20 protein-coding genes are annotated in these 23361 nt (G+C 37.2%); 10 read left to right on the forward strand and 10 right to left on the reverse strand.

Annotation, left to right across the window (positions count from 1 at the left end):
* Positions 1–155: 155 nt before the first annotated feature.
* Both dnaE and dinB read right to left on the reverse strand, forming a co-directional pair.
* Complete coding sequence (gene dnaE / locus D017_RS07615; RefSeq protein WP_035335722.1) at positions 156–3188, reverse strand: DNA polymerase III subunit alpha; 3033 nt, start codon at positions 3186–3188, stop codon at positions 156–158.
* Between the two features lie 40 nt (positions 3189–3228).
* Positions 3229–4449: a DNA polymerase IV gene (gene dinB / locus D017_RS07620; RefSeq protein WP_035335723.1), complete on the reverse strand. Its 1221-nt coding sequence runs from the start codon at positions 4447–4449 to the stop codon at positions 3229–3231.
* A 168-nt stretch (positions 4450–4617) separates the two neighbouring features.
* Between dinB and D017_RS07625 the strand changes: the two genes are divergently transcribed.
* Positions 4618–7479 carry a pitrilysin family protein gene (locus D017_RS07625; RefSeq protein WP_035335724.1) on the forward strand — a complete coding sequence of 954 codons (2862 nt, stop codon included), beginning with the start codon at positions 4618–4620 and terminating at the stop codon, positions 7477–7479.
* 104 nt (positions 7480–7583) lie between these two features.
* Here the strand turns inward: D017_RS07625 and D017_RS07630 are convergent, their stop codons facing one another.
* Positions 7584–8414: a DMT family transporter gene (locus tag D017_RS07630; protein WP_081804659.1), complete on the reverse strand. Its 831-nt coding sequence runs from the start codon at positions 8412–8414 to the stop codon at positions 7584–7586.
* Between the two features lie 138 nt (positions 8415–8552).
* Between D017_RS07630 and D017_RS07635 the strand changes: the two genes are divergently transcribed.
* On the forward strand, positions 8553–8822 hold the full coding sequence (locus tag D017_RS07635; protein ID WP_035335726.1) for a hypothetical protein: 270 nt from the start codon (positions 8553–8555) through the stop codon (positions 8820–8822).
* An 89-nt stretch (positions 8823–8911) separates the two neighbouring features.
* On the opposite strand, the gene rodA is transcribed toward D017_RS07635, so the two are convergent.
* The 6 genes from rodA to purH form a co-directional block, all read right to left on the reverse strand.
* Positions 8912–10171 (reverse strand): rod shape-determining protein RodA, encoded by a 1260-nt coding sequence (gene rodA, locus D017_RS07640; RefSeq protein WP_035335727.1) that lies wholly within the window; start codon positions 10169–10171, stop codon positions 8912–8914.
* On the reverse strand, positions 10171–12039 hold the full coding sequence (gene mrdA, locus D017_RS07645; protein ID WP_035335728.1) for a penicillin-binding protein 2: 1869 nt from the start codon (positions 12037–12039) through the stop codon (positions 10171–10173). Before mrdA ends, rodA begins: the two co-directional genes overlap by 1 nt.
* The gene (locus D017_RS07650) at positions 12036–12542 is read right to left on the reverse strand and encodes a hypothetical protein (protein ID WP_035335729.1); all 507 of its coding nucleotides are present in this window, start codon (positions 12540–12542) and stop codon (positions 12036–12038) included. Before D017_RS07650 ends, mrdA begins: the two co-directional genes overlap by 4 nt.
* Entirely contained in the window at positions 12532–13377 is an 846-nt protein-coding gene (gene mreC, locus D017_RS07655; protein ID WP_035335730.1) for a rod shape-determining protein MreC, read from the reverse strand. Before mreC ends, D017_RS07650 begins: the two co-directional genes overlap by 11 nt.
* Before the next feature lie 14 nt (positions 13378–13391).
* Positions 13392–14420: a rod shape-determining protein gene (locus D017_RS07660; protein ID WP_013751144.1), complete on the reverse strand. Its 1029-nt coding sequence runs from the start codon at positions 14418–14420 to the stop codon at positions 13392–13394.
* A 109-nt stretch (positions 14421–14529) separates the two neighbouring features.
* The gene (gene purH / locus D017_RS07665) at positions 14530–16062 is read right to left on the reverse strand and encodes a bifunctional phosphoribosylaminoimidazolecarboxamide formyltransferase/IMP cyclohydrolase (RefSeq protein WP_035335731.1); all 1533 of its coding nucleotides are present in this window, start codon (positions 16060–16062) and stop codon (positions 14530–14532) included.
* Positions 16063–16232: 170 nt separating this feature from the next.
* Between purH and D017_RS07670 the strand changes: the two genes are divergently transcribed.
* Positions 16233–17495: an ABC transporter permease gene (locus tag D017_RS07670; protein ID WP_035335732.1), complete on the forward strand. Its 1263-nt coding sequence runs from the start codon at positions 16233–16235 to the stop codon at positions 17493–17495.
* A 76-nt stretch (positions 17496–17571) separates the two neighbouring features.
* On the opposite strand, the gene D017_RS07675 is transcribed toward D017_RS07670, so the two are convergent.
* Positions 17572–18027, reverse strand: coding sequence for a GAF domain-containing protein (locus D017_RS07675; protein WP_013751147.1), 456 nt, complete (start codon positions 18025–18027; stop codon positions 17572–17574).
* Between the two features lie 33 nt (positions 18028–18060).
* Here D017_RS07675 and xrtF point away from each other — a divergent pair, with 33 nt between their 5' ends.
* The 7 genes from xrtF to D017_RS07715 all read left to right on the forward strand — a co-directional run bounded on the left by xrtF (position 18061) and on the right by D017_RS07715 (position 23298).
* Positions 18061–18609 carry an exosortase family protein XrtF gene (gene xrtF / locus D017_RS07680; RefSeq protein WP_035335733.1) on the forward strand — a complete coding sequence of 183 codons (549 nt, stop codon included), beginning with the start codon at positions 18061–18063 and terminating at the stop codon, positions 18607–18609.
* A gap of 459 nt (positions 18610–19068) precedes the next feature.
* Complete coding sequence (locus D017_RS07690) at positions 19069–19632, forward strand: DUF3347 domain-containing protein (protein WP_051583835.1); 564 nt, start codon at positions 19069–19071, stop codon at positions 19630–19632.
* Positions 19633–19674: 42 nt separating this feature from the next.
* Positions 19675–20055, forward strand: coding sequence for a hypothetical protein (locus D017_RS14940; RefSeq protein ID WP_051583836.1), 381 nt, complete (start codon positions 19675–19677; stop codon positions 20053–20055).
* A gap of 99 nt (positions 20056–20154) precedes the next feature.
* The gene (locus D017_RS07700) at positions 20155–21186 is read left to right on the forward strand and encodes an alpha amylase catalytic subdomain protein (RefSeq protein ID WP_035335735.1); all 1032 of its coding nucleotides are present in this window, start codon (positions 20155–20157) and stop codon (positions 21184–21186) included.
* A 104-nt stretch (positions 21187–21290) separates the two neighbouring features.
* Positions 21291–21707, forward strand: a complete 417-nt coding sequence (locus tag D017_RS07705) for a hypothetical protein (RefSeq protein WP_035335736.1) — start codon at positions 21291–21293, stop codon at positions 21705–21707.
* A 154-nt stretch (positions 21708–21861) separates the two neighbouring features.
* Complete coding sequence (locus D017_RS07710) at positions 21862–22632, forward strand: hypothetical protein (protein WP_035335737.1); 771 nt, start codon at positions 21862–21864, stop codon at positions 22630–22632.
* Positions 22633–22671: 39 nt separating this feature from the next.
* Positions 22672–23298: a heavy-metal-associated domain-containing protein gene (locus D017_RS07715; RefSeq protein WP_035335738.1), complete on the forward strand. Its 627-nt coding sequence runs from the start codon at positions 22672–22674 to the stop codon at positions 23296–23298.
* Positions 23299–23361 lie beyond the last annotated feature (63 nt).

Raw genomic sequence — 23361 nt, forward strand, 5'->3', positions numbered from 1 at the left:
TGGTACTGCACTCGTGGGAGAGTAGGTCGCCGCCTTTTTAAAGCTCCAATACAACAGTATTGGAGCTTTTTTTATGCCATTAAGTTAAGGAAACACGAGTCTTAAATATCTTAAGCAATATATAGATGTGGATTCAGTAGCCTCGATCGCTTACTTTACTTTAAAAGCTTAAAAGGACTATGATAGTCATTATCTTTTGGACTTCCCTTAGGATTATAGAATGCTGTAGTTTTTGTATCAGATCTATAATGCTGTCTTTCTAATGTTGATACCTCAATAGTGATAAAATCAAACTCGGATACTACTTTACCGGTTATCTTATAAACTGCTTTACCTTGTATAGGGTATTTCTTTAGTGTAGGTGGAAAGTGAACAGTATCTATCCAGTCACCCTTATAATCTAAGAAGGTTCCAAAGCACATGCGATTACCATTTGAGGTACCTGTGTTCTTTGCCGTTACCAGATATCCATAGATCGCTACAGTATTATTTAAATAGCCAGGCAAGTCTTTTGCTAAGACTTTTATAGTAGGTGTAGACTGAAGTAAAATGAATGGGTCATAAAGTGAAAGACTCAGAATTTCTATCTGATCAAATGCTTTTTCTACTTCTGGAATATAAAATTCAGGTAACTTATAATTAGTAATGGATACTTTGAATAACTCTTTTTGATTGATTATTGATGGTTTTGCATTGTTTTTATAATGAGCTTCCCATAGTAGTGAGCGCTGATTGTCTTTTATGCTTCTAAAAGCTTCTACTCTTATAAGTAGGTCTAACTGCTCTAAGCTTATAGGAACCCGCTCTAAGAAGTCGTCTAATGACTTAAAAGGACCATCTACACGAGCATTTATAATCAACACTATATTTTTCTTTTCAAACGTTTGTAAATGTTGAAATCCTAAATAAATATCTTTTCCATGAATAGTTGTTTGAATATCGCTAGTATTAATACATGGTGGATGTACAGTTGCACCTTTCTTTTTGGCTTCGTGCACATATGTTTCTGTTTTATAGAAACCTCCTCCATTATTGATGGTTGCTACCATGTATTCTAAAGGGAAATAACATTTGAGATATAAACTTTGATAGGACTCTACAGCATATGAAGCAGAATGACCTTTCGCGAAAGCGTAACCAGCAAAGCTCTCAATCTGACGCCATACTTCATTTACAACTGCTATGGACTCTCCTTTTGCAAGGCAGTTTTTTTTAAACTTTTCCTTGACTTGTAAGAACTCTTCTCTTGATCTATACTTGCCGCTCATGCCTCGTCTCAATACATCTGCCTCACCTAGATCTAAACCAGCATAATGATGAGCTACTTTAATAACATCCTCTTGATATACCATCACGCCATAAGTGTCTGGCATGATACGCAGTAATACCGGATGTCCTTCTCTTTCTGCTCGTTTAGGATCTTTGTGACGTAATATATACTCGCGCATCATACCGCTTTTTGACACGCCTGGACGTATAATAGAACTTGCTGCAACTAGCGTTAAATAATCGCGAACACCTAGTTTTTTTAGTAGCATGCGCATAGCTGGAGACTCTACATAGAAACAGCCGATACAGTCTGCTTGTGAGATCATTTCGTTTATGCGATCATCTTTAAAAAACTGTTTTGCGTTATGTATATCTGGAAGTTTAATTCCGGGATGATTCTGTTTTATGATAGCTACTGCGTCTTTTATTTTTCCGAGACCACGTTGCCCAAGGATGTCAAATTTGTAAAGCCCTACATCTTCTGCTATGTGCATGTCAAATTGTACCGTAGGAAAACCTTTAGGAGGTAGATTTGTAGCAGAAAAGTAATGAATAGGTTTACTAGATATCAATATGCCAGCAGCATGGATACTCGTATAATTAGGTCTGCCATGTAATACCTGCGCATATTTTAAAACTAGTCTTTTTATATCATCTAGACTATTTGGATCATAGCGACCATCGCTTAGTTTGTCAATTTCGTACTTAGGCAAGCCAAATACTTTACCTAATTCTCTTACTGCTCCACTGTGTTTAAATGTCACATATGAGCCTAGCAGTGCAACTTGATTTTTTCCTTTGAACTCCTTAAAAATATAATCTGTAACGTCCTCACGATCCCAGGTAGAAAAATCTATGTCAAAATCTGGAGGTGTAGCTCGATAGAGATTCATAAAACGTTCGAAGTACAAATCGAGTTCTATAGGATCTACATCTGTAATACGTAATAAGTATGCCACAATACTGTTTGCGCCACTCCCTCTCCCTACGTAGTAATAGTCTTTACTACGAGCATATTCTATAATTTTCCAATTTATAAGAAAGAATGCGACGTAGTCAAGATGTTTAATAAGATCTAGCTCTTTCTTTAAGCGATTTTTGATGATATCATCTACAACTTCATAACGTTCTTTTAATCCCCTTTCACAAAGCTCGAGTAGCTTTTTATAATCTGCTTCGGGACTTTCTAATAGTGTAGTTAAGTTTTGTGAGGGTTTATTTTTACTGAAATTGAAATCAATGTTACATTCTTGTAAGAGGTTAATTGTGTTATCAATAAGTGATGGATAGTCTTTAAAAACCTGAATAATCTCTTTTCGTGAGTACATGAAGTCATTAGGACTTCCTTGATCTGTAGGTGATAGCGTGCTAAGTAACACATTAGTATCTATAGCTCTTAATAAACGATGCGTGTTGAAATCTCGCTTATCGCGAAAGCTTACCGTGTGAAGAATAACTAACTTTTTTGATAAAGAATTAAGAGAAGAAAATTTGAGTTTGTAAATATCTTTTGCTCGCACACCTATGTATTCATTATCAGCGAAAGTTATTTTATCTAACTCCATTACATTTTCAAAAGGATAAACAATAATTGCATTTTCAAAATGCGGAGCTTGGTCTGGAAATGGAGTTTTGTTATGTAAGTGTTTTGATAAGTAGTTATTTATCTCAAGGAAGCCTTGGTTATTCATTGCGAGTGCAACGTAGCACTGCTTCGTATCGTTTCTAAAATCGACACCTACGATAGGTTTTATATTTTTTTCTTTTGCGCGACGCACAAAATTTAGACAGCCAGAGGTATTATTAATATCTGTAAGTGCAAAATGAGTACATCCTTCATGTATCGCAAGGTCTAGTAATTCCTCTTCAGAAATTGTTCCATACCGTAAACTATAATATGAGTGATTATTGAGGTACATTGTTTTAATCTTGGGTTTTGATAAAATAAAGAGTCACCTTTTACTGATGTCTATGAGCTAACAGTATAGGAGGCTCTCCATTAAAAGGATTACCTTGATTACCTATGGTTCTAGATCCTTCACCTATAGTATTTGCTCGTCGCACGCTATGATCACCATATTTATTTCTTAATTCATCCATTGCTTTATACAGATTTACGGTCTTATTAGTATTTTCAAAAAGGTCTATTTGATAATGTCCCTCTGTAAGACCACCAAAGCGTACGCCTACTAACCTGATAAGCATCCTACGATTATTGAGTTTATTAAAAAGTTCTGTTACGGTGGGGATGAGAACATGATCTGCAGCAGTGTAGGGAACACGTAGCTGTTTTGAGTATGTTTGAAAATCTGAATATCTGATTTTTACTGTTACGACAGAAGTGAGTTTGTTGCCTCGTCTAAGTTGGAAAGCTAGATTTTCTGCCATGGCAGTTATAGTAGTATGTAACTTAATCATATCAATAGTATCTTGACCATACGTGCGTTCACTAGAGATAGATTTACGTTCGTGATACTGCACAATAGGGCTGTCATCAATACCATTACAACGCTCCCAGATAATGCGTCCATTTTTTCCAAAAACAGAAGTCATCATTTCTACAGGCATTTGTTGTACAAGATCTACCGTGCGCACACCGAGATTACAAAACTGAGTAAAAGTCTTCTGTCCTACCGAAGGAATTTTTTTGATAGATAATGGTGCAAGAAATACTTTCTCATAACCAGGGTCAATTTTAATCTCATTATTAGGTTTTGCTTCTCCAGTAGCTACTTTTGATACCGTTTTATTAGGAGACATCCCGAAGGAAATAGGTAAACCTGTTTCTCGCATAATACGCTGGCGAAGCTCTTTTGAATATTTATAGGCTCCAAAAAACTTATCCATCCCAGTGAGATCACCATAAAACTCATCTACACTTGCTTTTTCAAGAACAGGGAGTTCTTCTTGTAGAATTTGCGTTACCTCTTTAGACATTTTTGAATACGTACCACCATTTCCTCGTATGTAAATCCCATTAGGGCATAGCTGTCTAGCTACTTTAATAGGCATAGCGCTATGTACACCATAGGTACGAGCTTCATAACTTGCAGCACTTACCACGCCGCGATCACCAGTACCACCTACAATAACGGGTTTGCCCATAAGGCGACTATCTAACCTACGCTCACAAGAAACGAAGAAAGTATCAAGATCAAAATGAATAATTGTACGTTGCATAATATAGAATTAATCCAAAATTATGGAAATATTCCTATTTAAGTCGTAGGTAAACTCATTTTAGTTATTAACATTGGTTATTTGTGATTAATCGCGTTAACACTATTTAACAACTTTTCGGTTTCTGTTTTGGTTATCTTGATCCTCTTTAATTTTAATATATTTTCGATGAAAATCACACGTCTTATAGCCCTTATTGCGCTGGTAACTATCACATTCTCGTGTAAGCAAGAAGGTGGAGATATTACCGCTTTCGCGAAAGCGGAAACCCCACAATTCAACGTTCCATTTGAAAAGTTTACGCTAGATAATGGACTTACCGTAATCTTACATCAAGACGACTCAGATCCAGTAGTCGCAGTAGCACTTACAGCACACGTAGGATCTGCAAGAGAGATAGAAGGACGTACAGGGTTTGCTCATTTATTTGAACACTTATTATTTTTAGAATCTGAAAACTTAGGAAAAGGTGGGCTAGACGCAATGAGTGCGCGTATAGGTGGTTCTGGAGCAAACGGATCTACAAGCCGTGATCGCACAAACTATTTTCAAACAGTACCAAAAGATGCTCTTGAAAAAATGATTTGGGCAGAAGCAGATAAGCTTGGATACTTCATAAATACGGTAACAGATCCAGTACTTGCCAAAGAAAAGCAAGTGGTAAAGAATGAAAAAAGACAGTCTGTAGATAACCGTCCTTATGGTCACGCACGTTATGTGGTAGGGAAGAATCTTTACCCAGAAAATCACCCATATAACTGGCAGGTAATAGGATCGCTAGAAGATTTACAAAATGCAACATTACAAGATGTAAAAGATTTTTATAATCGATGGTACACGCCTAATAATACAACGCTTACCATCGCTGGAGATTTTGATATCGCGCAAACTAAGGAGTGGGTAGAAAAATATTTTGGCGAAATTCCTAGAGGAGAGGAAGTTCCAGCAATGGAAAAGCAACCAGTAACAGTAGCAAATACAAAGCGACTGTATTATGAAGATAACTTTGCTAGATTACCACAATTATCAATGACATGGCCTACGGTGCCTAATTATGATAAGGACTCTTATGCACTTGAAGTGCTGGCTAGTTACCTCTCTAAAGGAAAGAATGCTCCGTTTAATAAGATTTTAATTGATGAGAAGCAGCTTACGGCTGGTGTGAGAATGTTCAATTTTGGTTCTGAACTTGCTGGAGAATTTGGTCTAAGTGTAAATGCATATCCTGGAAAAGATCTTGACGAGGTACTTGTAGGAGTTAATGAGGCTTTTACAAAATTTGAATTAGAGGGAATCTCACAAAAAGATTTAGACAGAATTAAAGCAGGGCAAGAAACACAGTTTTATAACGGCTTATCAAGTGTATTAGGAAAAGGATTTCAGCTAGCGCAGTATGAGATTTTTGCTGGTGATCCTGCATACATCACAGAAGATGTAGATCGTATTCTTGCAGTGACTAAGGAAGATGTACAACGCGTTTACGAGCAGTACATAAAAGGGCATAATTATATTGCTACTAGTTTTGTGCCTATAGGTCAAACAACACTTGCACTTGAAGATTCTGATCTTGCACAAGTAGTAGAAGAAAAAATAGTAGAAGGAGCAGAGGAGACATTTGATGCGAGTATCGCAGCAGATTATGAGCGTACTCCTTCATCATTTGATCGTAGTAAAGAGCCAGCATATGGCACTACTGCTCAAGTTGCTGTTCCTAATGTGTGGGAAGATAAACTCTCTTCTGGACTTGAAGTGTATGGAATAGAAAATGACGAAGTACCTCTTGTACAATTCCAAATGAATATACGTGGAGGATTACTTCTAGAGGATATCAATAAAGTAGGCGTTTCTAGCTTACTCGCAGATTTACTTTTGAAAGGAACTGCAACAAAAACTACCGCTGCTCTTGAAAATGAGATAGAAAGCCTAGGAGCAAATATTTACACGTATTCAGACAAGGAGAATATATACATAGGTGGGAACACACTGGCTAAAAACTATGATAAAACCATTGCCTTGGTTCAAGAAATCCTCTTACAGCCGCGCTGGGATAAGACGGAGTTTGATTTATTAAAGCAGAGTACATTAAGTCGTCTGGAGCAGCAACAGGCAAATCCTAATAGTATTGCGGCCATACAATTTGATAAATTAATATATGGAGAGCGTAGCTTACTAGCTCAAAATACATTAGGAACTCCAGCCTCTGTAAACGCAATCACGATTGAAGATTTAAAGAGTTATTATACTAATTATGTAGTTCCTAATCTTGTTAAGATGCAAGTAGTAGGTGCCGTAGGTAAAGAACAAGCAACAGCAGTTCTTGCAGGACTTAATGATAACTGGAAGGCTAGAGAATTTACAATACCCGTAGTAGCCGTTCCTAAGGCTCCAGAGCAGTCTAACGTGTATTTTTATGATGTGCCAGATGCAAAACAGTCTGTACTTCGTTTTGGATATCCAGCAATGGCAGAAACCGATAAAGATTTTTACCCAGCACAAATGATGAATTACCGTTTAGGTGGTGGTGGTTTTGCCTCACAACTCACACAAGAGCTTAGAGAAGGAAAAGGATACACTTATGGCATACGTTCAGGTTTTTCTGGATCTACACTACCTGGAGCGTTTGCTATCTCAAGTGGTGTGAGGTCTAACGTTACCTATGAATCTTCGGCGCTAGTAAAAGATATTCTTAAGAACTATGGGAAAAACTTTACCCAACAAGATCTTGACGTCTCAAAAAGTTTTCTATTAAAAAGTCAAGCACGTGCTTTTGAAACTATGGGAGCAAAGCTCAATATGCTAGATGATATTGCAAACTTGGGTATATCTCCAGATTATATCAAGGAACGCCAGGCTATCGTAGAAAATATGACAGTAGAAGAAATCAAGAAGTTATCAGATAAATATCTCAATCCAGATAAAATGATATACTTGATAGTAGGCGATAAGAAAACGCAGATGGATAAATTAGAGCAGCTAGGTTATGGTACTCCGGTACTTTTGAATGAGAGTAAAGAGCCAGTGAAGAACTAGAAACTCAAATGTCTTAATTAAAAAAAGCGAACTCTTGATGGAGTTCGCTTTTTTTATGCTTTCGCGAAAGCGTAATTCTATATATAACCTATACTACAGCTATTTTAAGCTCTTCTCTTTACCCAAACGTTAAGGAGCATCCCTATAACCAGAATTCCCATTCCTACAAGAGGAGCAGTATCGTAGCGTTCATTAAAAAGGAAATAACCTAAGATTAACGCATATACGAGTTCCATGTATTTAATAGGAGCTACGGTAGCTGTGTCTGCAAGCTGAAAAGAACGCGTTAAGAAAACTTGTCCAAAAAGCCCGAACACTCCAATGCCACTCACATACCACCACTCAACACCCACAGGCATACGCCAGTGTTGTATGAAGAAAAGGCTTCCTATGATGGAGATTACCATAAAGTAGTTGATTATGGTTAAAAAGTGCTCACGTGACCCTAAGTAACGCACGATGGTAAACACACCACCTACGAGTACAGAGGACAGAATAATGAGTATAAAACTTATGGTATCTATTCTAAAATCTACTCCTTTTAAAACCAGTGCTCCTATGACTGAAATTACTAGCGCAACCCATTGCCATGGTTTTACTTTTTCCTTTAAAAACCACAACGCAAAAATGGCACTAAATAAAGGAGCTGTATATCGCAAGGCAACGGCAGATCCCAATGGGATGCGCTGTATGACTACAAAATAAAGAGCGAGAGAAACAAAACTCAATATCCCTCTAGTTATGAGCCAAGAAAAATTATTTCCTATAACGGGAACTTTCTTGATTAGCATGTAAGGAAAAATAAAAATAAAGGTGCCCACGCATCTAAAGAATACAACTTGTAGCGGGTGAAAATCTTCTAGGTATTTTGCCAGTAAGTTCATCCACGTAAACGCAAATGCGGCAATAAGCATGTAAACAACTCCTTTTATCACTGGAAGAATTTTGCCGCAAAGGTATCTGATATTAATCTTAAAATTATGAATAATATAAGTTAATTGTAACTACTCATTAACAGTGCTCCATGAACAGTAGCAGTACTTTTACACTCTAACCAATAAACAATCATTATTATGAAAAAAGTATTTGTAGTACTAGCACTTGTAGGATTTACATTTTCAACAATCTCTTGTAGAGAAACAACTCAAGATAAAATTGAAAACTCTGCAGAAGCAGCTGGACAAGATATAGAAAATGGACTTGAAGAAGCTGGAGATGCTATTGAAAATGCAGCCGAGAAAACTGGTGATGCTATTGAAAATGGAGCTAACAAAGCTGGTCAAGAAATAGAAGAGGAAATCGAAGGAACAGACGATTATAATGGTGATGACGATAACAATTAAGAAGTCGTTATTAGTGTAAAAAAAGCGAGCAGTGATGCTCGCTTTTTTTGTGCGTTAGATTTTTACGCTTTCGCGAAAGCGGACTTAAATCACCACTCGTTTACTCTATTACCATCTAGTTTTACAAAGATAAATAGCAATATAGTGAAGCCCCATAACCCTGAGCCTCCGTAACTGAAAAATGGTAGCGGTATTCCTACCGTAGGCAAGAGGCCGATTACCATCCCTATGTTTACCACAAAGTGAATGAATAAAATCCCTGCCAGGCTGTAACCGTAAATCCGAGAGAAGTCATTTTTTTGTTTTTCTGATAGTTGGATGACTCTTAAAATAAGTGCTATAAATAAAATAATGACAAGCGTACTCCCAAAGAATCCCCACTCTTCACCTACCGTTGAAAATATATAATCTGTATGTTGTTCTGGAACAAACTTACCTTTAGTTTGTGTTCCTTCAAGAAATCCTCTTCCAAACCAGCCACCATTACCTATGGCAATCTCACTTTGTTGAGTGTTGTAGCCTATACTTTTTGCATCTACTTCTTTACCTAAAACAATATTAAAACGGTCGCGGTGTCGTTGTTCGAAGATATTTTCAAAAATGTAGTTTACAGAAAATGCAAAAAGACATGCAGCTGCTACGAGACCTATGTAAAGACGTTTGGAAGGTCGTTTTTTTCTATTTCTAGCAAACAGTATCAAGGCAATCGCAATTACAATCACTGACACATATATAGGTCCTAAAACTAGTGTAAGCACAAATAAAGTAATCGTAGATGCTCCTAGAATTAAATAACTAGCGGCAAGTCCCTCTCGATATAATGGAAAGAAAAATGCAGCATAAACTAGTGCACTTCCAGGGTCTGGCTGCGGCACAATGATAAGTGCTGGTATTGCGATAATAGCAAGCGCCCGAACTTGATCTTTTATGGTTTTTATATTGGTTTGTATATCGCTCAAGTATTTGGCAAGCGCTAGTGCGGTAGCGGCTTTGGCAAATTCACTAGGCTGCAAACTCATAAATCCAAGGTTGTACCAACTTGTGGCTCCAGATATGGTCTTACCAAAAACGAATAATAATATTAATGAGAGCAACGAGCCTATGTAAATAACACTAGAGAATCGCTCAAAGAATTTTGAATCTAAAAATAGAATAAATGTAATAATAAGAAAGCCTAAGAATATCCATACAAGTTGCTTGAAGTACAAGTTGTTCATACTTACAAAGGCTTCTGTGTCTGGATCAAAGGCAGCAGAGTAGATGTTAACCCAGCCTATAGCTACAAGAGCTAAGTATAATAGAATAAGTAGCCAGTCAAAACTACCAACATTCCGTGAAAATCGGCTCATTAGTAATTTATTTTAAAAGGTTTACCACTTAGTGGTTTTGCATATTCTTCTTCTAGAGAGTGGGTGAGTATCCAGTTTTCTAAGTCTTTACGAGTCACTTCTCTATTGATGTATTTTTCAATCATAAGTGATGCAATACGTCCTCCATAACGAGATCCCCAATATCCATTTTCTACAAAGATGGCTATGGCAATCTTAGGATTATCTTTAGGAGCAAATGCTACAAAAGTGGAGTGGTCTGTAAGTTGTGTAGTTACCCCATCTATTTTTGTATAATTTTCTGCTGTCCCTGTTTTACCAGAGATGTCTATACCTGGGACTTTTAGATTTGCTGCAGTTCCATAATTGTACACATCATTGAGGCCTTGGATAACAGGCTCGAAATGTCTAGCATCTATAGTAGTATAATTTTTTTGTTCATAAAGTGAAGGGATTGAGTCCTGTCCTTCTATTTTTTTTATGATGTGTGGTCTGTAAAACCATCCTCTATTTGCAATAGTCGCTGTAAAGTGGGCCATTTGCATTGGGGTAAGGGAAACTTCACCTTGACCTATAGAATTAGAAAGCGTCGCAGCACTTCCCCACTTCCTATTAGGGTAATCATGTATTCTATTATAATAAGATGCTTTTGGTATAAATCCTGGTCTTCCTATAGGTAAGTCATATCCCATGAAATCTCCTAGTCCAAAACTTTCAAGATGGCTTTGCCATGCTGTAATTCCTTCTTGTGGAGTGTTATATTTATTAAGTGTATTTAAATAAGCGGTCCCAAAGTAAGCATTGCAAGAATATGCAATACCATCTATCATTTGTACTGGGCTTTTGTGGTGGTGACAGCCAAAGGTTCTTCCTCTCCCATAACGCATGCCTCCATTACAATAAACACGATCCTCTAGTGTAATTGCTCCTTCTTGAAGCGCAATAAGACCTGTTAGTGCTTTAAAAGGAGATCCGGGTGCATATTCTCCTAGTAGCGCCCTGTCATACATAGGTTTTGCAATGGAATCATTATCAAGTTTTGAGTAGTTTTTAGAACGCTCGCGACCTACCATTAATGCAGGGTCATAATTAGGAGCAGTTACTAATGCTAGTATTTCTCCAGTAGATGGCTCGATAGCTACAATACCGCCACGCTTACCTTGCATTAATTCTTGACCGTATTTTTGAAGCTCGGAATCTATAGTAAGATGTATATTTTTTCCTTCTTCAGGTTCTTGGTCAAGGGTACCTTCTTTGTAAGGGCCTATCACTCGGTTAAATCGATCTTTTTGAAGATACTTAATCCCTTTTTTTCCACGTAAGATTTCTTCGTACTTCTCTTCAACACCTTGTCTTCCTATAAGATCACCGCTTATGTAGTATGGTTTTTCTTTAATAATTCCTTGGTGTACTTCTTGTATGTAGCCTAGGAAGTTTGCACCAAAATCTATCTGATAGTCACGTAACGATCGTTTCTGGATAAAGAAACCCTCAAACTTGCGCATTTGCTCACCCAAGTATGCAAACTCTTCTTGTGACATGGTAGGTACGATAACAGAAGGGTGCCTAGGAGAATAATGTATTGCCTTGTTAAGTTGCTTTACAAGTCTCTCTTTATCAATGTTTAATAATGAGCATAGCTTAAGTGTATCAAAAGGTTTGATTTCTCGAGGTATCGCCATTAAGTCATATGAGGGCTGGTTTGATACTAGAAGTTTACCATAGCGATCATAAATACGCCCACGTTGTGGTATTTCATATTGTTGTTTTATTGCATTATTCTCAGAAAGAATAGCTGCAGAGGTGTCATAAACCTGTAGATAAAATAATCTAGCAATAAACAGTACACCCGTAGTCAAGACAATAAAGAGGAGGAGTAATTTTCTCATTCGTTACGGCTGCTAAAAAGGATATTAATAGTCAAACAAAGTATAATGGTAAAGATACTAGTGATTAACGTCTTGTTTAAGGTGTAGAGTATGTTACTTATGTTAAAAACCTCAAGTAAAAACAATACCAAATGGTGAATGAGTACCATTATAGAAATAAAGATGAATCGCTCGTAAAAGCTCACCTTAGATAATTTTATGGCATTGTATTCGTAGCTTACTCCAAAAGAGAAGCGCAATGCAACCGGCCTGAGATATGCAAGGAAGAGGCAGGCTGCCGCATGCACACCACCACTATTGCCAAACATGTCCATTGTAAGCCCCGTTAAGAAAGCGATAAAAATATATAAAGCTCTATTAGCTGTAAATGGAAAGACTAAAAGAAACAAAATGTAAGGATAAGGGTTGATGTACCCAAAGAGATTTACATTATTAAAAATATAAATCTGCACAATCATGAGTGCTATAAACCTAGCAATATTTACAGAGACACTATTCTTCATCCTGCTGTGTTTCTAGTGCTATAATTTCCTTCTTATAACTGTTTTCTACCACGTATACATGGCCTAGATTAGTCATGTCATTTATAAGCTTTATAGAAAGAGTATAGAAGTTTTTACTTGGATCTAATTCAAACTCATCAACTGTACCTATAGGAATCCCTTTCGGGAAAATTGCCGATTTCCCACTGGTTTCTATGGTATCACCTAGTTTTACAGGTGCTTGTTGTTGCATGTCAATAACCTGAACGATATTTGGATTTTTTCCGTCCCATTGCATTGTTCCAAAATGTTCTGACGCTCTTAGCTTTGCACTTGTGGTAAAGTTAGAGTTGAGAATGGATAGTACGGTGCTGTAGCCAGCAGATGTTTTGTCAATGATGCCTACGATTCCTTTGCTAGTAATCACTCCTTGGTCTTTGTGAATACTATCTTTTAATCCACCTAGAAGAGTAATGAAATTATCTGTCTTTGCGTAGTTGTTATTGAGAACCTTTGCAGGAATGTATGAGAATTTTCGCAAACTATCTGACGGGATAGGGGATGTTGCATCTGTAAGAACGTCAAGATCTAGATTATCCTCGTTAGGTGATTTCAACATTTCGCGTAAGCGGGCATTCTCTTCTAGAAGCTGTTTGTTGTATGTTTTGAGTTTAAAATAATCTTGAACACTAGTTACAGATCCATAAATGCCACCCGTAAACCAGTTTGCAGAGTTTACAAATTTACTACGGTGATAAGAATGAGATTGTATGGTAAAAACAAGCGACAGCATTAGTAAAAATGCAAACAGCAGGAAGTGCTTGTTCCTGATCAAGAAATTGATAATCTGATGCATAACTTAAGAGTTTTCTATTTAATGAGAACGCTCTTATACTTAGCAATATTTTTAAGGCAAATTCCAGTACCTCTTACTACAGCCCTAAGCGGATCTTCGGCAATATAAACAGGTAGATCTGTTTTTTGAGAAAGACGCTTGTCAAGACCTCGTAACATAGATCCTCCACCAGCAAGGTAGATTCCTGTGTTGTAAATATCGGCAGCGAGTTCTGGAGGAGTTTGAGATAATGTTTCCATTACTGCATCCTCTATACGAAGTATAGATTTATCAAGTGCCTTTGCAATCTCGCGATAGCTTATTTGCACTTGTTTAGGTTTACCTGTAAGAAGATCACGTCCTTGAACGCTCATTTCCTCTGGCGGAACTTCAAGATCCTCTGTAGCGGCACCTATTTGTATTTTAATTTTTTCGGCACTGCGCTCACCTACGTAGAGGTTGTGCTGGGTGCGCATATAATAGATGATATCATTTGTAAATACATCACCGGCTATTTTTACAGACTTATCACAAACAATTCCTCCTAGAGCAATCACCGCAATTTCTGTAGTACCACCACCTATATCTACAATCATGTTACCCTTAGGTTGCATGATGTCTACACCTATACCTATGGCCGCAGCCATAGGCTCGTGTATTAAGTAAACTTCTTTTCCATTTACACGCTCTGCACTTTCTTTTACTGCTCGCATCTCTACTTCTGTAATTCCAGAAGGAATACAAATCACCATGCGCAATGCTGGTGGAAAGAATTTCTTTTTAAGCGCAGGGATTTCTTTAATGAACATCGCAATCATTTGTTCACTCGCGTCAAAATCTGCAATTACACCATCCTTAAGAGGTCTAATTGTTTTGATATTCTCATGCGTTTTTCCCTGCATTTGAGCAGCTTCCTTACCTACAGCGATGATTTTTTTGGTCGTCCTATCCCTAGCAACTATGGAGGGGCTATCTACCACTACCTTGTCGTTGTGAATAATCAGTGTGTTTGCGGTACCGAGGTCAATTGCTATATCTTCGGTTAAAAAATCAAAAAATCCCATAGGGTTATTGTGGAGGTATTAAATGTTAGCAGTTACGCGTTTGTATAAATGTACAAATATTAAAGGGTAAAATTACGCTTTCGCGAAAGCGTACTCCCTTAAACTTATATTAATGTTTAAAATGTCTTGTTCCCGTCATTACCATTGAGATATTGTTCTCATTACAGTAATCGATGGTAAGTTGATCTTTTATAGATCCACCAGGTTGAATTACCGATGTGATACCTGCATTATCTGCAATCTCAACACAGTCTGGGAAAGGGAAAAATGCATCACTAGCCATCACAGATCCTTTAAGATCAAAACCAAAAGAGGTTGCCTTCTCTATAGCTTGTCTTAAGGCATCAACTCTAGAAGTTTGACCTGTACCACTTGCACAAAGTTGTTTGTTCTTTGCAAGTACAATGGTATTAGATTTTGTGTGCTTACATATTTTTGAAGCAAACAGTAAATCTTCTATCTCCTTATCTGTAGGAGCAGTGGTTGTTGCGTTTGTTAAATTTTCCTTCACATCTGTCTTGTTATCGCGACCTTGAACGAGTGTTCCGTTAAGGCAAGTGCGCACGGTTGTCTCAGGTAATACGATATTTTTGAGCGTAAGGACTATCCTGTTTTTCTTTCCTTTTAAAATTTCTAGTGCATCTGCGTCGTAAGACGGCGCTATCACTACCTCACAGAACAATTTATGAATTTCATTTGCAGTCGAAATATCTATGTTTCCGTTTGCGATTAACACTCCTCCAAAGGCAGAAGTAGGATCTCCAGCTAGTGCATCTACATATGCTTGATGCATAGTCTCACGCTGTGCAAAACCACAAGCGTTGTTATGTTTAAGAATAGCAAACGTAGGTGCTTCTCCTTGAAATTCTGAAATCAAGTTTACGGCAGCATCTACATCAAGCAGGTTGTTGTATGATAATTCTTTACCGTGAAGCTTTTCAAAAACTTCATCAAAATCTCCGAAGAAAAACCCTTTTTGATGCGGGTTTTCTCCATATCTAAGTGCTTTCCCATCATTACTACTATGTCTAAGTACCGGGATTTCTTGGTCTGTATTGAAGTAATTAAAGATTGCAGTATCATAATGAGAAGAAACTGCAAAACTCTTTGCTGCAAAACGTTTTCTCTCTTCTATTGTAGTACTTCCGTTACCAGCCGTAATAATGTCAAGAACTTCTGCATAGTCTTCCATAGAAGATATACATAGTGTGTCTTTAAAATTCTTGGCTGCGGCACGTATAAGTGAAATACCACCGATGTCTATTTTTTCTATAATATCTTGTTCTGGCGCGCCAGAAGCAACAGTTTTTTCAAAAGGGTATAAATCTACAATTACAAGATCAAGTTGCGGAATTTCAAACTCTTCCATTTCTTTTACATCACCTTCGTGATCCTGACGATTAAGAATACCTCCAAAAACTTTTGGGTGTAACGTTTTTACACGGCCACCTAAGATAGAAGGGTATGAAGTTACATCCTCAACAGGCACAACTGGGATTCCTAAATCTTTAATAAACTTCTCTGTTCCACCAGTAGAATAGAGGGTTACTCCTTGTTCGTGAAGCTTTTGAACGATAGGGGCTAAGCCGTCTTTATGAAATACTGAAATTAGTGCTGCGCCTATTTTTTTTGTTGTGCTCATTGTGAGAAAATTAATAGATTTTGGTTGATCCCGTTAAGGTGGGTTTTAAAAGCTTCAAAAATAGGTATTTCAAGCCTTTTTGTTTCGGGTTTCTATTAACAAATTGATATGACTTTGTAACAATTTTTAGTGTGTGGCGTCTTACTCGTATCTTTAGATAAAATCAATCAATGCTAATATATTTAAGAGCCTTAGGGGAGAGTTTTAGATTTGCTGTAAATGCATTGCGCAATAACAAGCTTCGTACGTTTCTTTCATTGATGGGAGTAACGGTTGGGATTTTCTCAATTATCGGGGTGCTAGCAGCGGTAGATTCACTTGAAAAAGACATTAAGGGAAGTCTTTCATCCCTTGATCAAGAGAGTATGATTATCTGTCATATCTCCTTTGGACCCACAGAGGTTCCACGCTGGAAGCGAGAGCGTTTCCCGCTTGTTACATACGAGGATTACCAGAACTTACAGCGCAATTTGCCTGGCTTAGGGGCTATAAATTATACCATGTCTATACCTTCACAAAAGATAAGTTATGAAGGTAAAGTAGTAGAGAGTGTTCAAGTAGATAATGCAACGGAGGGACTCTTTGAGATAGAAAAACTAGAATTTGAAGATGGACGTTTTTTTAATGAACAGGAATCTACAAATGGTGTTCCCGTTGCAATCATAGGATCTGTTTTGCGTGATAACCTCTTTGGGGAAGGTGTAGACCCAATAGGAAAACAAATAAAAACCTTAAGTAGAAAATTTACCATCATTGGAGTTCTTAAGAAGCAAGGTATCAACGCCTTTGGAGACTCTAAGGATGAGAAAATAGTAATTCCCGTAAATATTATAAGACGTATTTATGGGGATAATAATAGATCTACATTTCCTACAATGACAATCGTACCTGCAGAAGGTGAAGACGCAGACGAATTCTACGCTATTGCCGAACAGAAAATGAGAGCGGGTAGGTCTATAAAAGCTGGAGAAACTAGTGATTTCTTTATCAATAGACTTAGCGGCTTTACAGATGCTATTGATGGGATCATAGGAGTACTTACTACGGTAGGCTGGTTAATAGGTGGCTTTGCATTACTAGTAGGTGGTTTTGGGATTGCAAATATTATGTTTGTGAGTGTCAAGGAACGTACAAATCTCATAGGTATACAGAAGGCACTAGGAGCTAAGCGTCGTTTTATTTTATTTCAGTTTTTATTTGAATCTGTATTGCTATCTATTTTTGGCGGTTTTATTGGCTTAATTATGGTTCAGCTTATAGTATGGCTCTTAGATGTTTCAAAAATTGCAGGAGACTTTGAGTTTGTGTTATCATTTGATAATATTTTCTTAGGGCTTTTTACAACATTTATTATAGGCATCATCGCAGGGATTATCCCCGCAATAGGTGCTTCTCGATTAGATCCTGTAGAAGCAATAAGAACAGGGATGTAATAGCTTCACATATTATAAAAAAAAGCCTCAATTCTAAATTTAGAATTGAGGCTTTTTAATTAGTGGGAGGTACTTCTTACAGCAGTGCTGCAACTTGCACATTTACAAACTCAAGGAAATCTTCATCATCCTTTGTAAAAGGATCTACGTGACTTGAGTCTATATCTATCTGCCCTATGTTTTTACCATCTTTAAATAATGGAATAACAATCTCACTTTTTACAGTGATAGAGCAAGCAATATAATTGTCTTGTGCTTTTACGTCTGGCACTACAAAGTTTGCATTAGATTCTGCTACCTGACCGCATATTCCTTTTCCAAAAGGAATTACCGTGTGATCTGTAGGTTCTCCAGCAAATGCTTCTAGGTGTAATGTGCGCTTTTCATGGTTTGCCATGTAAAAGCCTACCCAGTCATAATATTCTATGCGCTCGCGCAATAACTCGCATATTGCAGTCATTTTGCTTGTAGCGCTATCTTCTTTTTTATCCGCGATGCGGCTTACTTCTATTTTTAAATCTTCAAAAGCCATTTTTCTTGTATTTTAGACGTCAAAACACGCCCCTTGCTTAAACTACTACGCAAATATAAGTCCGTACTTCGATTTCTCATTATCTTCATAGGAAGTTATTTGGTTTTTGTGGTGCTTTACCAACTATTTTTAACCTACGGAGGCAGTAGTCGCTATTTTCCCGACATTATTACACATACGGTTGCCAGGCAAAGTCAATCTGTCATCACATCATTAGGTTATGACATGCAAGTAGTGCCAAGTAAGTGGGAACCTGCTATGAATCTCACAATGAATGGAAAAACGCTTGCTCGCGTTGTAGAAGGTTGTAACGCTGTAAGTGTAATGCTATTATTTATTTCATTCATGCTAGCATTCTTTGGTGATATGAAGCGCACGCTCTTATTCATTTTTGGAGGAGTAGCACTTATTTATGGGATGAATGTCTTGCGCATTGCATTACTTACCATAGGTATTTATGAGTATCCACAATATGCAGATGTACTTCATGGAACCATCTTTCCGGCGGTAATTTATGGTACCGTGTTCTTGTTATGGATAGGTTGGATCAACTCTTATAAAAAACCGGTGAAGGATGAATAAGTTAATCCGCGTCCTGATAGGTGGATTGTTTTTGTTGGGGTTGTTGTATGTACGCTTTCGCGAAAGCGAACTATTTTACGATCCGCTTATTGATTACTTCCATGGTGATTATCAGAATACAGCAATACCTCAGTTAATTGAAGGGAAGTTTTTTTTAAATGTACTTTTAAGATATTTCATTAACATGCTACTGTCTCTTGGAATTTTATGGATAGTTTTTACAGATAGGAGTATTTTAAAATTCACGAGTATATTTTGCTTGATAGTTTTGGTGATATTATTACTGCCATTTTACTATTTACTGCATCATCATAACCCTTCAGAATACCTGCCTCTTTTTTATGTGCGTAGATTCTTAATACAGCCATTGTTAATTTTTATCTTATTACCTGCTTTTTTTTATTACCGTAAGGTTGATAAATAGGGTATGTGTATTTTTGTAGCCTAACATGTTATAAGATGAAAAACACTTTATTAGTAATAGCAGCTCTAGCGATTGTGTCGTGTAAACAACAAATAGTTTCAGATGTACAAACGGCACCTACTCAAATAGGTGTAAACGCTGTAGTTACAGAAAATGGAGATTTAAATGTGACTAACGCTGTTGAAGAGGTAACATTTAAGACGGATGAAGCGTCACAAATTCACGCAGCATATTTAAGTTTAAAAGGAGCCTTGGTAAATACAGATCCTTACGAAGCTGCAGAAATTGCTTCTAACTTTAAGAGCACACTTGAATCACAAACTGAAAGTGATATCGCAAAAGGTTTAAACGATGATCTTACACTTATCTCAGTGTCTAAGGATGCTGCAGAGCAACGTGTAGCTTTTGAAAATATTTCTAAAAAGGTAGAGGTGTACTTATCTAACGAGATTACATCTGGCACTATATATAAGCAATACTGCCCGATGGCATTTGAGGGTAAAGGTGCTTACTGGTTATCAAATTCTAAAGAAATACGCAATCCTTACTACGGTGATAAAATGCTTAAGTGCGGCGTAGTAGATAAGGAGATACAATAAGGACTTGTTTAATATATTCCTTGTCAATAACAGACCTACCTGTTGAAAGCAATTTACGCACTTATACTATTTTCCATTTTTGCATTACGTCCAGTTATGAACGTAAGCAATGTGCTGTACTATGAGCTTAATATAGATTATATAGTAGAGACGTATTGTGTAAATAAAGATAAACCAAAGCTACAGTGTAACGGTAAGTGTTATTTGTCTAAGCAGCTATCACTAGATACTTCAGATAGTAGTAAAGAAACTCTGGGTTTACGTATTGTAGAGGCGTTTTACCCCTTATACTTTCAGTCAGAACAGTCATTTTCTATAACATCTTTAGTAGGTAATTACACTCAGAATTTTTACTCTTTAATAGAGGGTAAAATAGCCTCCTATCAATCTGATATAGATTGGCCTCCACAACTATCAGTATAGTTATTTCCGAGAATGGTACGTATATGTACTGTTCAAAACCTTATGCATTCTCTATGAAGAGATATGCTCATTTTACTATACAATAATTTACATATAATAATGAAAAATTTTATAATGGTTTTGCTAGCTATAGCAATGACCACAGTATTAAGCGCACAAGAAACTCAAACTCAAAACCCTTGGTCAAGTAATCGTCCAGATGGGCATGCTCCTATATCTGTTATGGGTGACCATACTCACAAAAAAGGAGAATTTATGTTTTCATATAGATATATGAATATGCAAATGAATGATCTTAAAAGAGGTAATGATGATGTAAGTTTTGAGAGTGTATTACTTCCTAATGGTGGAGAGTATATGGTTACACCTACAGATATGCCTATGAATATGCATATGCTAGGAGGTATGTATGCCGTATCAGATAAAGTAACCCTAGCTGCAATGATAGGATACACATCTATGGATATGGAGCACCTTACTGCAATGGGAGGAAATTTTGAAACTTCATCTAGTGGCATCTCAGATCTTAAAATCTCTGGTCTAGTTACACTTTTTAATAAGAACAGACAGCAGTTACATGGTAAAGTAGGGGTGTCATTACCTACGGGAAGTATAGATGAAATGGATGTTACTCCTGCATCTAATGGTAATGAGGTGATATTGCCTTACCCTATGCAGATAGGAAGTGGTACACTAGATGCATTACTAGGTGCGACTTATATCTGGCAGTCAGACTCTTTTTCTGGTGGTAACCAGCTAGATGCTGTTGTGCGTACGGGTACTAATGATCGTGACTACCGTTTGGGTAATAGTTATGCTTTAAATAACTGGGTGGCCTACAAGGCAACAGATTGGATTAGTTTTTCTGCAAGGGTAAAAGGAACTGTAGTTTCAGAAATAGACGGAGCAAATCCAGATTTAAATCCGCTTATGGTAATCACTGCAGATACTAGAAACTCTGGTGGTACTTATATAGATGGAGGATTAGGGTTTAATCTTTATGCTTACAAAGGAGCATTAAAGAATGTACGTCTCGGTGTTGAGGTAGGTACACCTTTATTGCAAGATGTAAATGGAGTACAGCTTAAGCGCAAGGAAACTGTGACAGTTGGACTGCAATACTCATTATAATCAGTGCTACTATATAATTACTATGTGATCATATAGGCACAGTAATTGTTATTAAAAAGCCAAGTAACATCATTGTTATTTGGCTTTTATTTATTTTTGCATTAATGAAAAACGGTTTCCATAAAATAACATCTTTGTTTTTAGCGCTTTTAGTGCTAGGATCAACGATGTCTTTTAGTGTAGATAAGCACTATTGTGGAGATCACTTAATTGATGTTGCGATTTTTGGTGAAGCTGCTCCTTGTGAGATGATGCAATCCTTAGACGCTAAGTATGGCAAAGACACTTACAAAAAAATGGGATGCTGCAAGAATGAGCAAACCGTTTTTGAAGGTCAAGATGAGCTCAAAATACAATTTGATCAATTTACTACAGATCAACTTGTATTTTTAAAAGCCTTCACCTACAGCTATACATATCTTTTTGTAGAAGCAGATAAACACTCTGCATCGGTTACAAATCATCCTCCTCCCTTGATAATTACAGATTATCAAGTTGCTTACAATCAATACCTAATATAATACCTGTATACACAGGTATCTCTTCGTGCAATATCATTGCATATTTGGGATTCCGCTATGGTTTTTATGCCATAAAGATACAAGCTAGTTGCTCTTTTTAGTAACTACACTTTTATTACTAATTACCCAATCTTTGGGTATAACGAGAATCACAATGAAAAAAATATTTATAGTCTTATTGGTGACATTCGCTTTCGCGAAAGCGTACTCACAAGGACCACCACTTACCGCAGATAAACCTATCATGTTAGGTGGCGGAAGTTTTATAGCAAAAACACTCACCGAAATACGCGTTTCAGAAGATGGTACAGCAACGCGAGTACCTCTTATGCTGCATTATTTACCTTCAGCTAACACACTTGTAGCGGTGCATTTACCTTACGTAACTTATGATTATGACGATTTTCGCGGAAGCGGAAGCACATTAGGTGACATTAACATTGTAGGTAAATATCAGTTCTATAGAAAAGATGGAACGGGTAAAACCTTCCGAATGGTTGCCAAAACGTTACAGACCTTACCTACCGGAGAAGCTCTTGATATTGAGGGTATAAGTACCGGTAAATACTCAGGGTATTATGGTGTGGTAGCAGGTTATGAATCGCTTAAATATGGTATTTCTAACGAAGCAGGATATAGCTGGATGCCAGATGGTTCTCTTGATAAATTGGTTTATAAATTAGGATTTGGATTGCCATTGCTCAAACCTACGTATCCTGTAAATCAAGTAAACTTGTATTTTGAATATTCTAGCGAGTGGTTTTTAGAGCGTGATCAATTTGAATTGCTGTATGCTCAAGGAATTCAATATGCAAGAAAACAATGGACGTGGGAAGCTGGTGTTCAAGTACCGCTTAGCCAAAACGTTCCTGAGGCAATAGAGAGAAAATATTCTATATATCTAGGAACACGTTTTATACTTTAATAATAACAGTATCTCATATAGAGAATTAAATTAAATACTATGAAAACAATAATATCAATATTAGTAATTGCCTTGTTTGCCACTATGGGTGTGCAAGCGCAAAAAGAAATGGATCAATTTGAAGTACAGGTAGACGGTCTAGGTTGTCCATTCTGTGCATACGGATTAGAGAAAAAATTCAAAGAGTTTAAAGGAATAAAGAAAGTAGCCATCGATATTGAAACAGGCGACTTTAGTTTTTTATATCCTGCAGGAAAAGCACTTACGATGGATGCTGTCGTAAAACAGGTAGAAAAAGCTGGATATACACCTATTACCTCAAAAATCACTAGAGCTGATGGCCAAGTGGAACTCTCTGAAACGAATACTACGGAGCTAACAGAAGAGAGCATTGTAAAAACTCAGAAAATGCTTGTAGCAGGAAAGTGTGGAATGTGTGAGGCACGTATTTTAAAAGTTACAAACGGCATAGAAGGAGTGACAGACGCTGCTTGGAATCAGAATAATCAAATGCTCGAAGTTAGCTTTGATAACAGCCAGACTACAACAGATGCGATACAAAAAGAAATAGCTAAGGCTGGCCATGACACAAAAGCCCACAAAGCTACAGCAGGTGCTTATGACAATCTTCCGGCTTGTTGTAAATACGAGCGTTTAGTACAATAGTGTCTTTCACCCCTAAGGTAGAGACGAGTGAGGCAGTTATGTGATAAGCATGCCGCTGCCTCT

Source organism: Dokdonia sp. PRO95 (assembly GCF_000355805.1).
Taxonomy (GTDB): domain Bacteria; phylum Bacteroidota; class Bacteroidia; order Flavobacteriales; family Flavobacteriaceae; genus Dokdonia.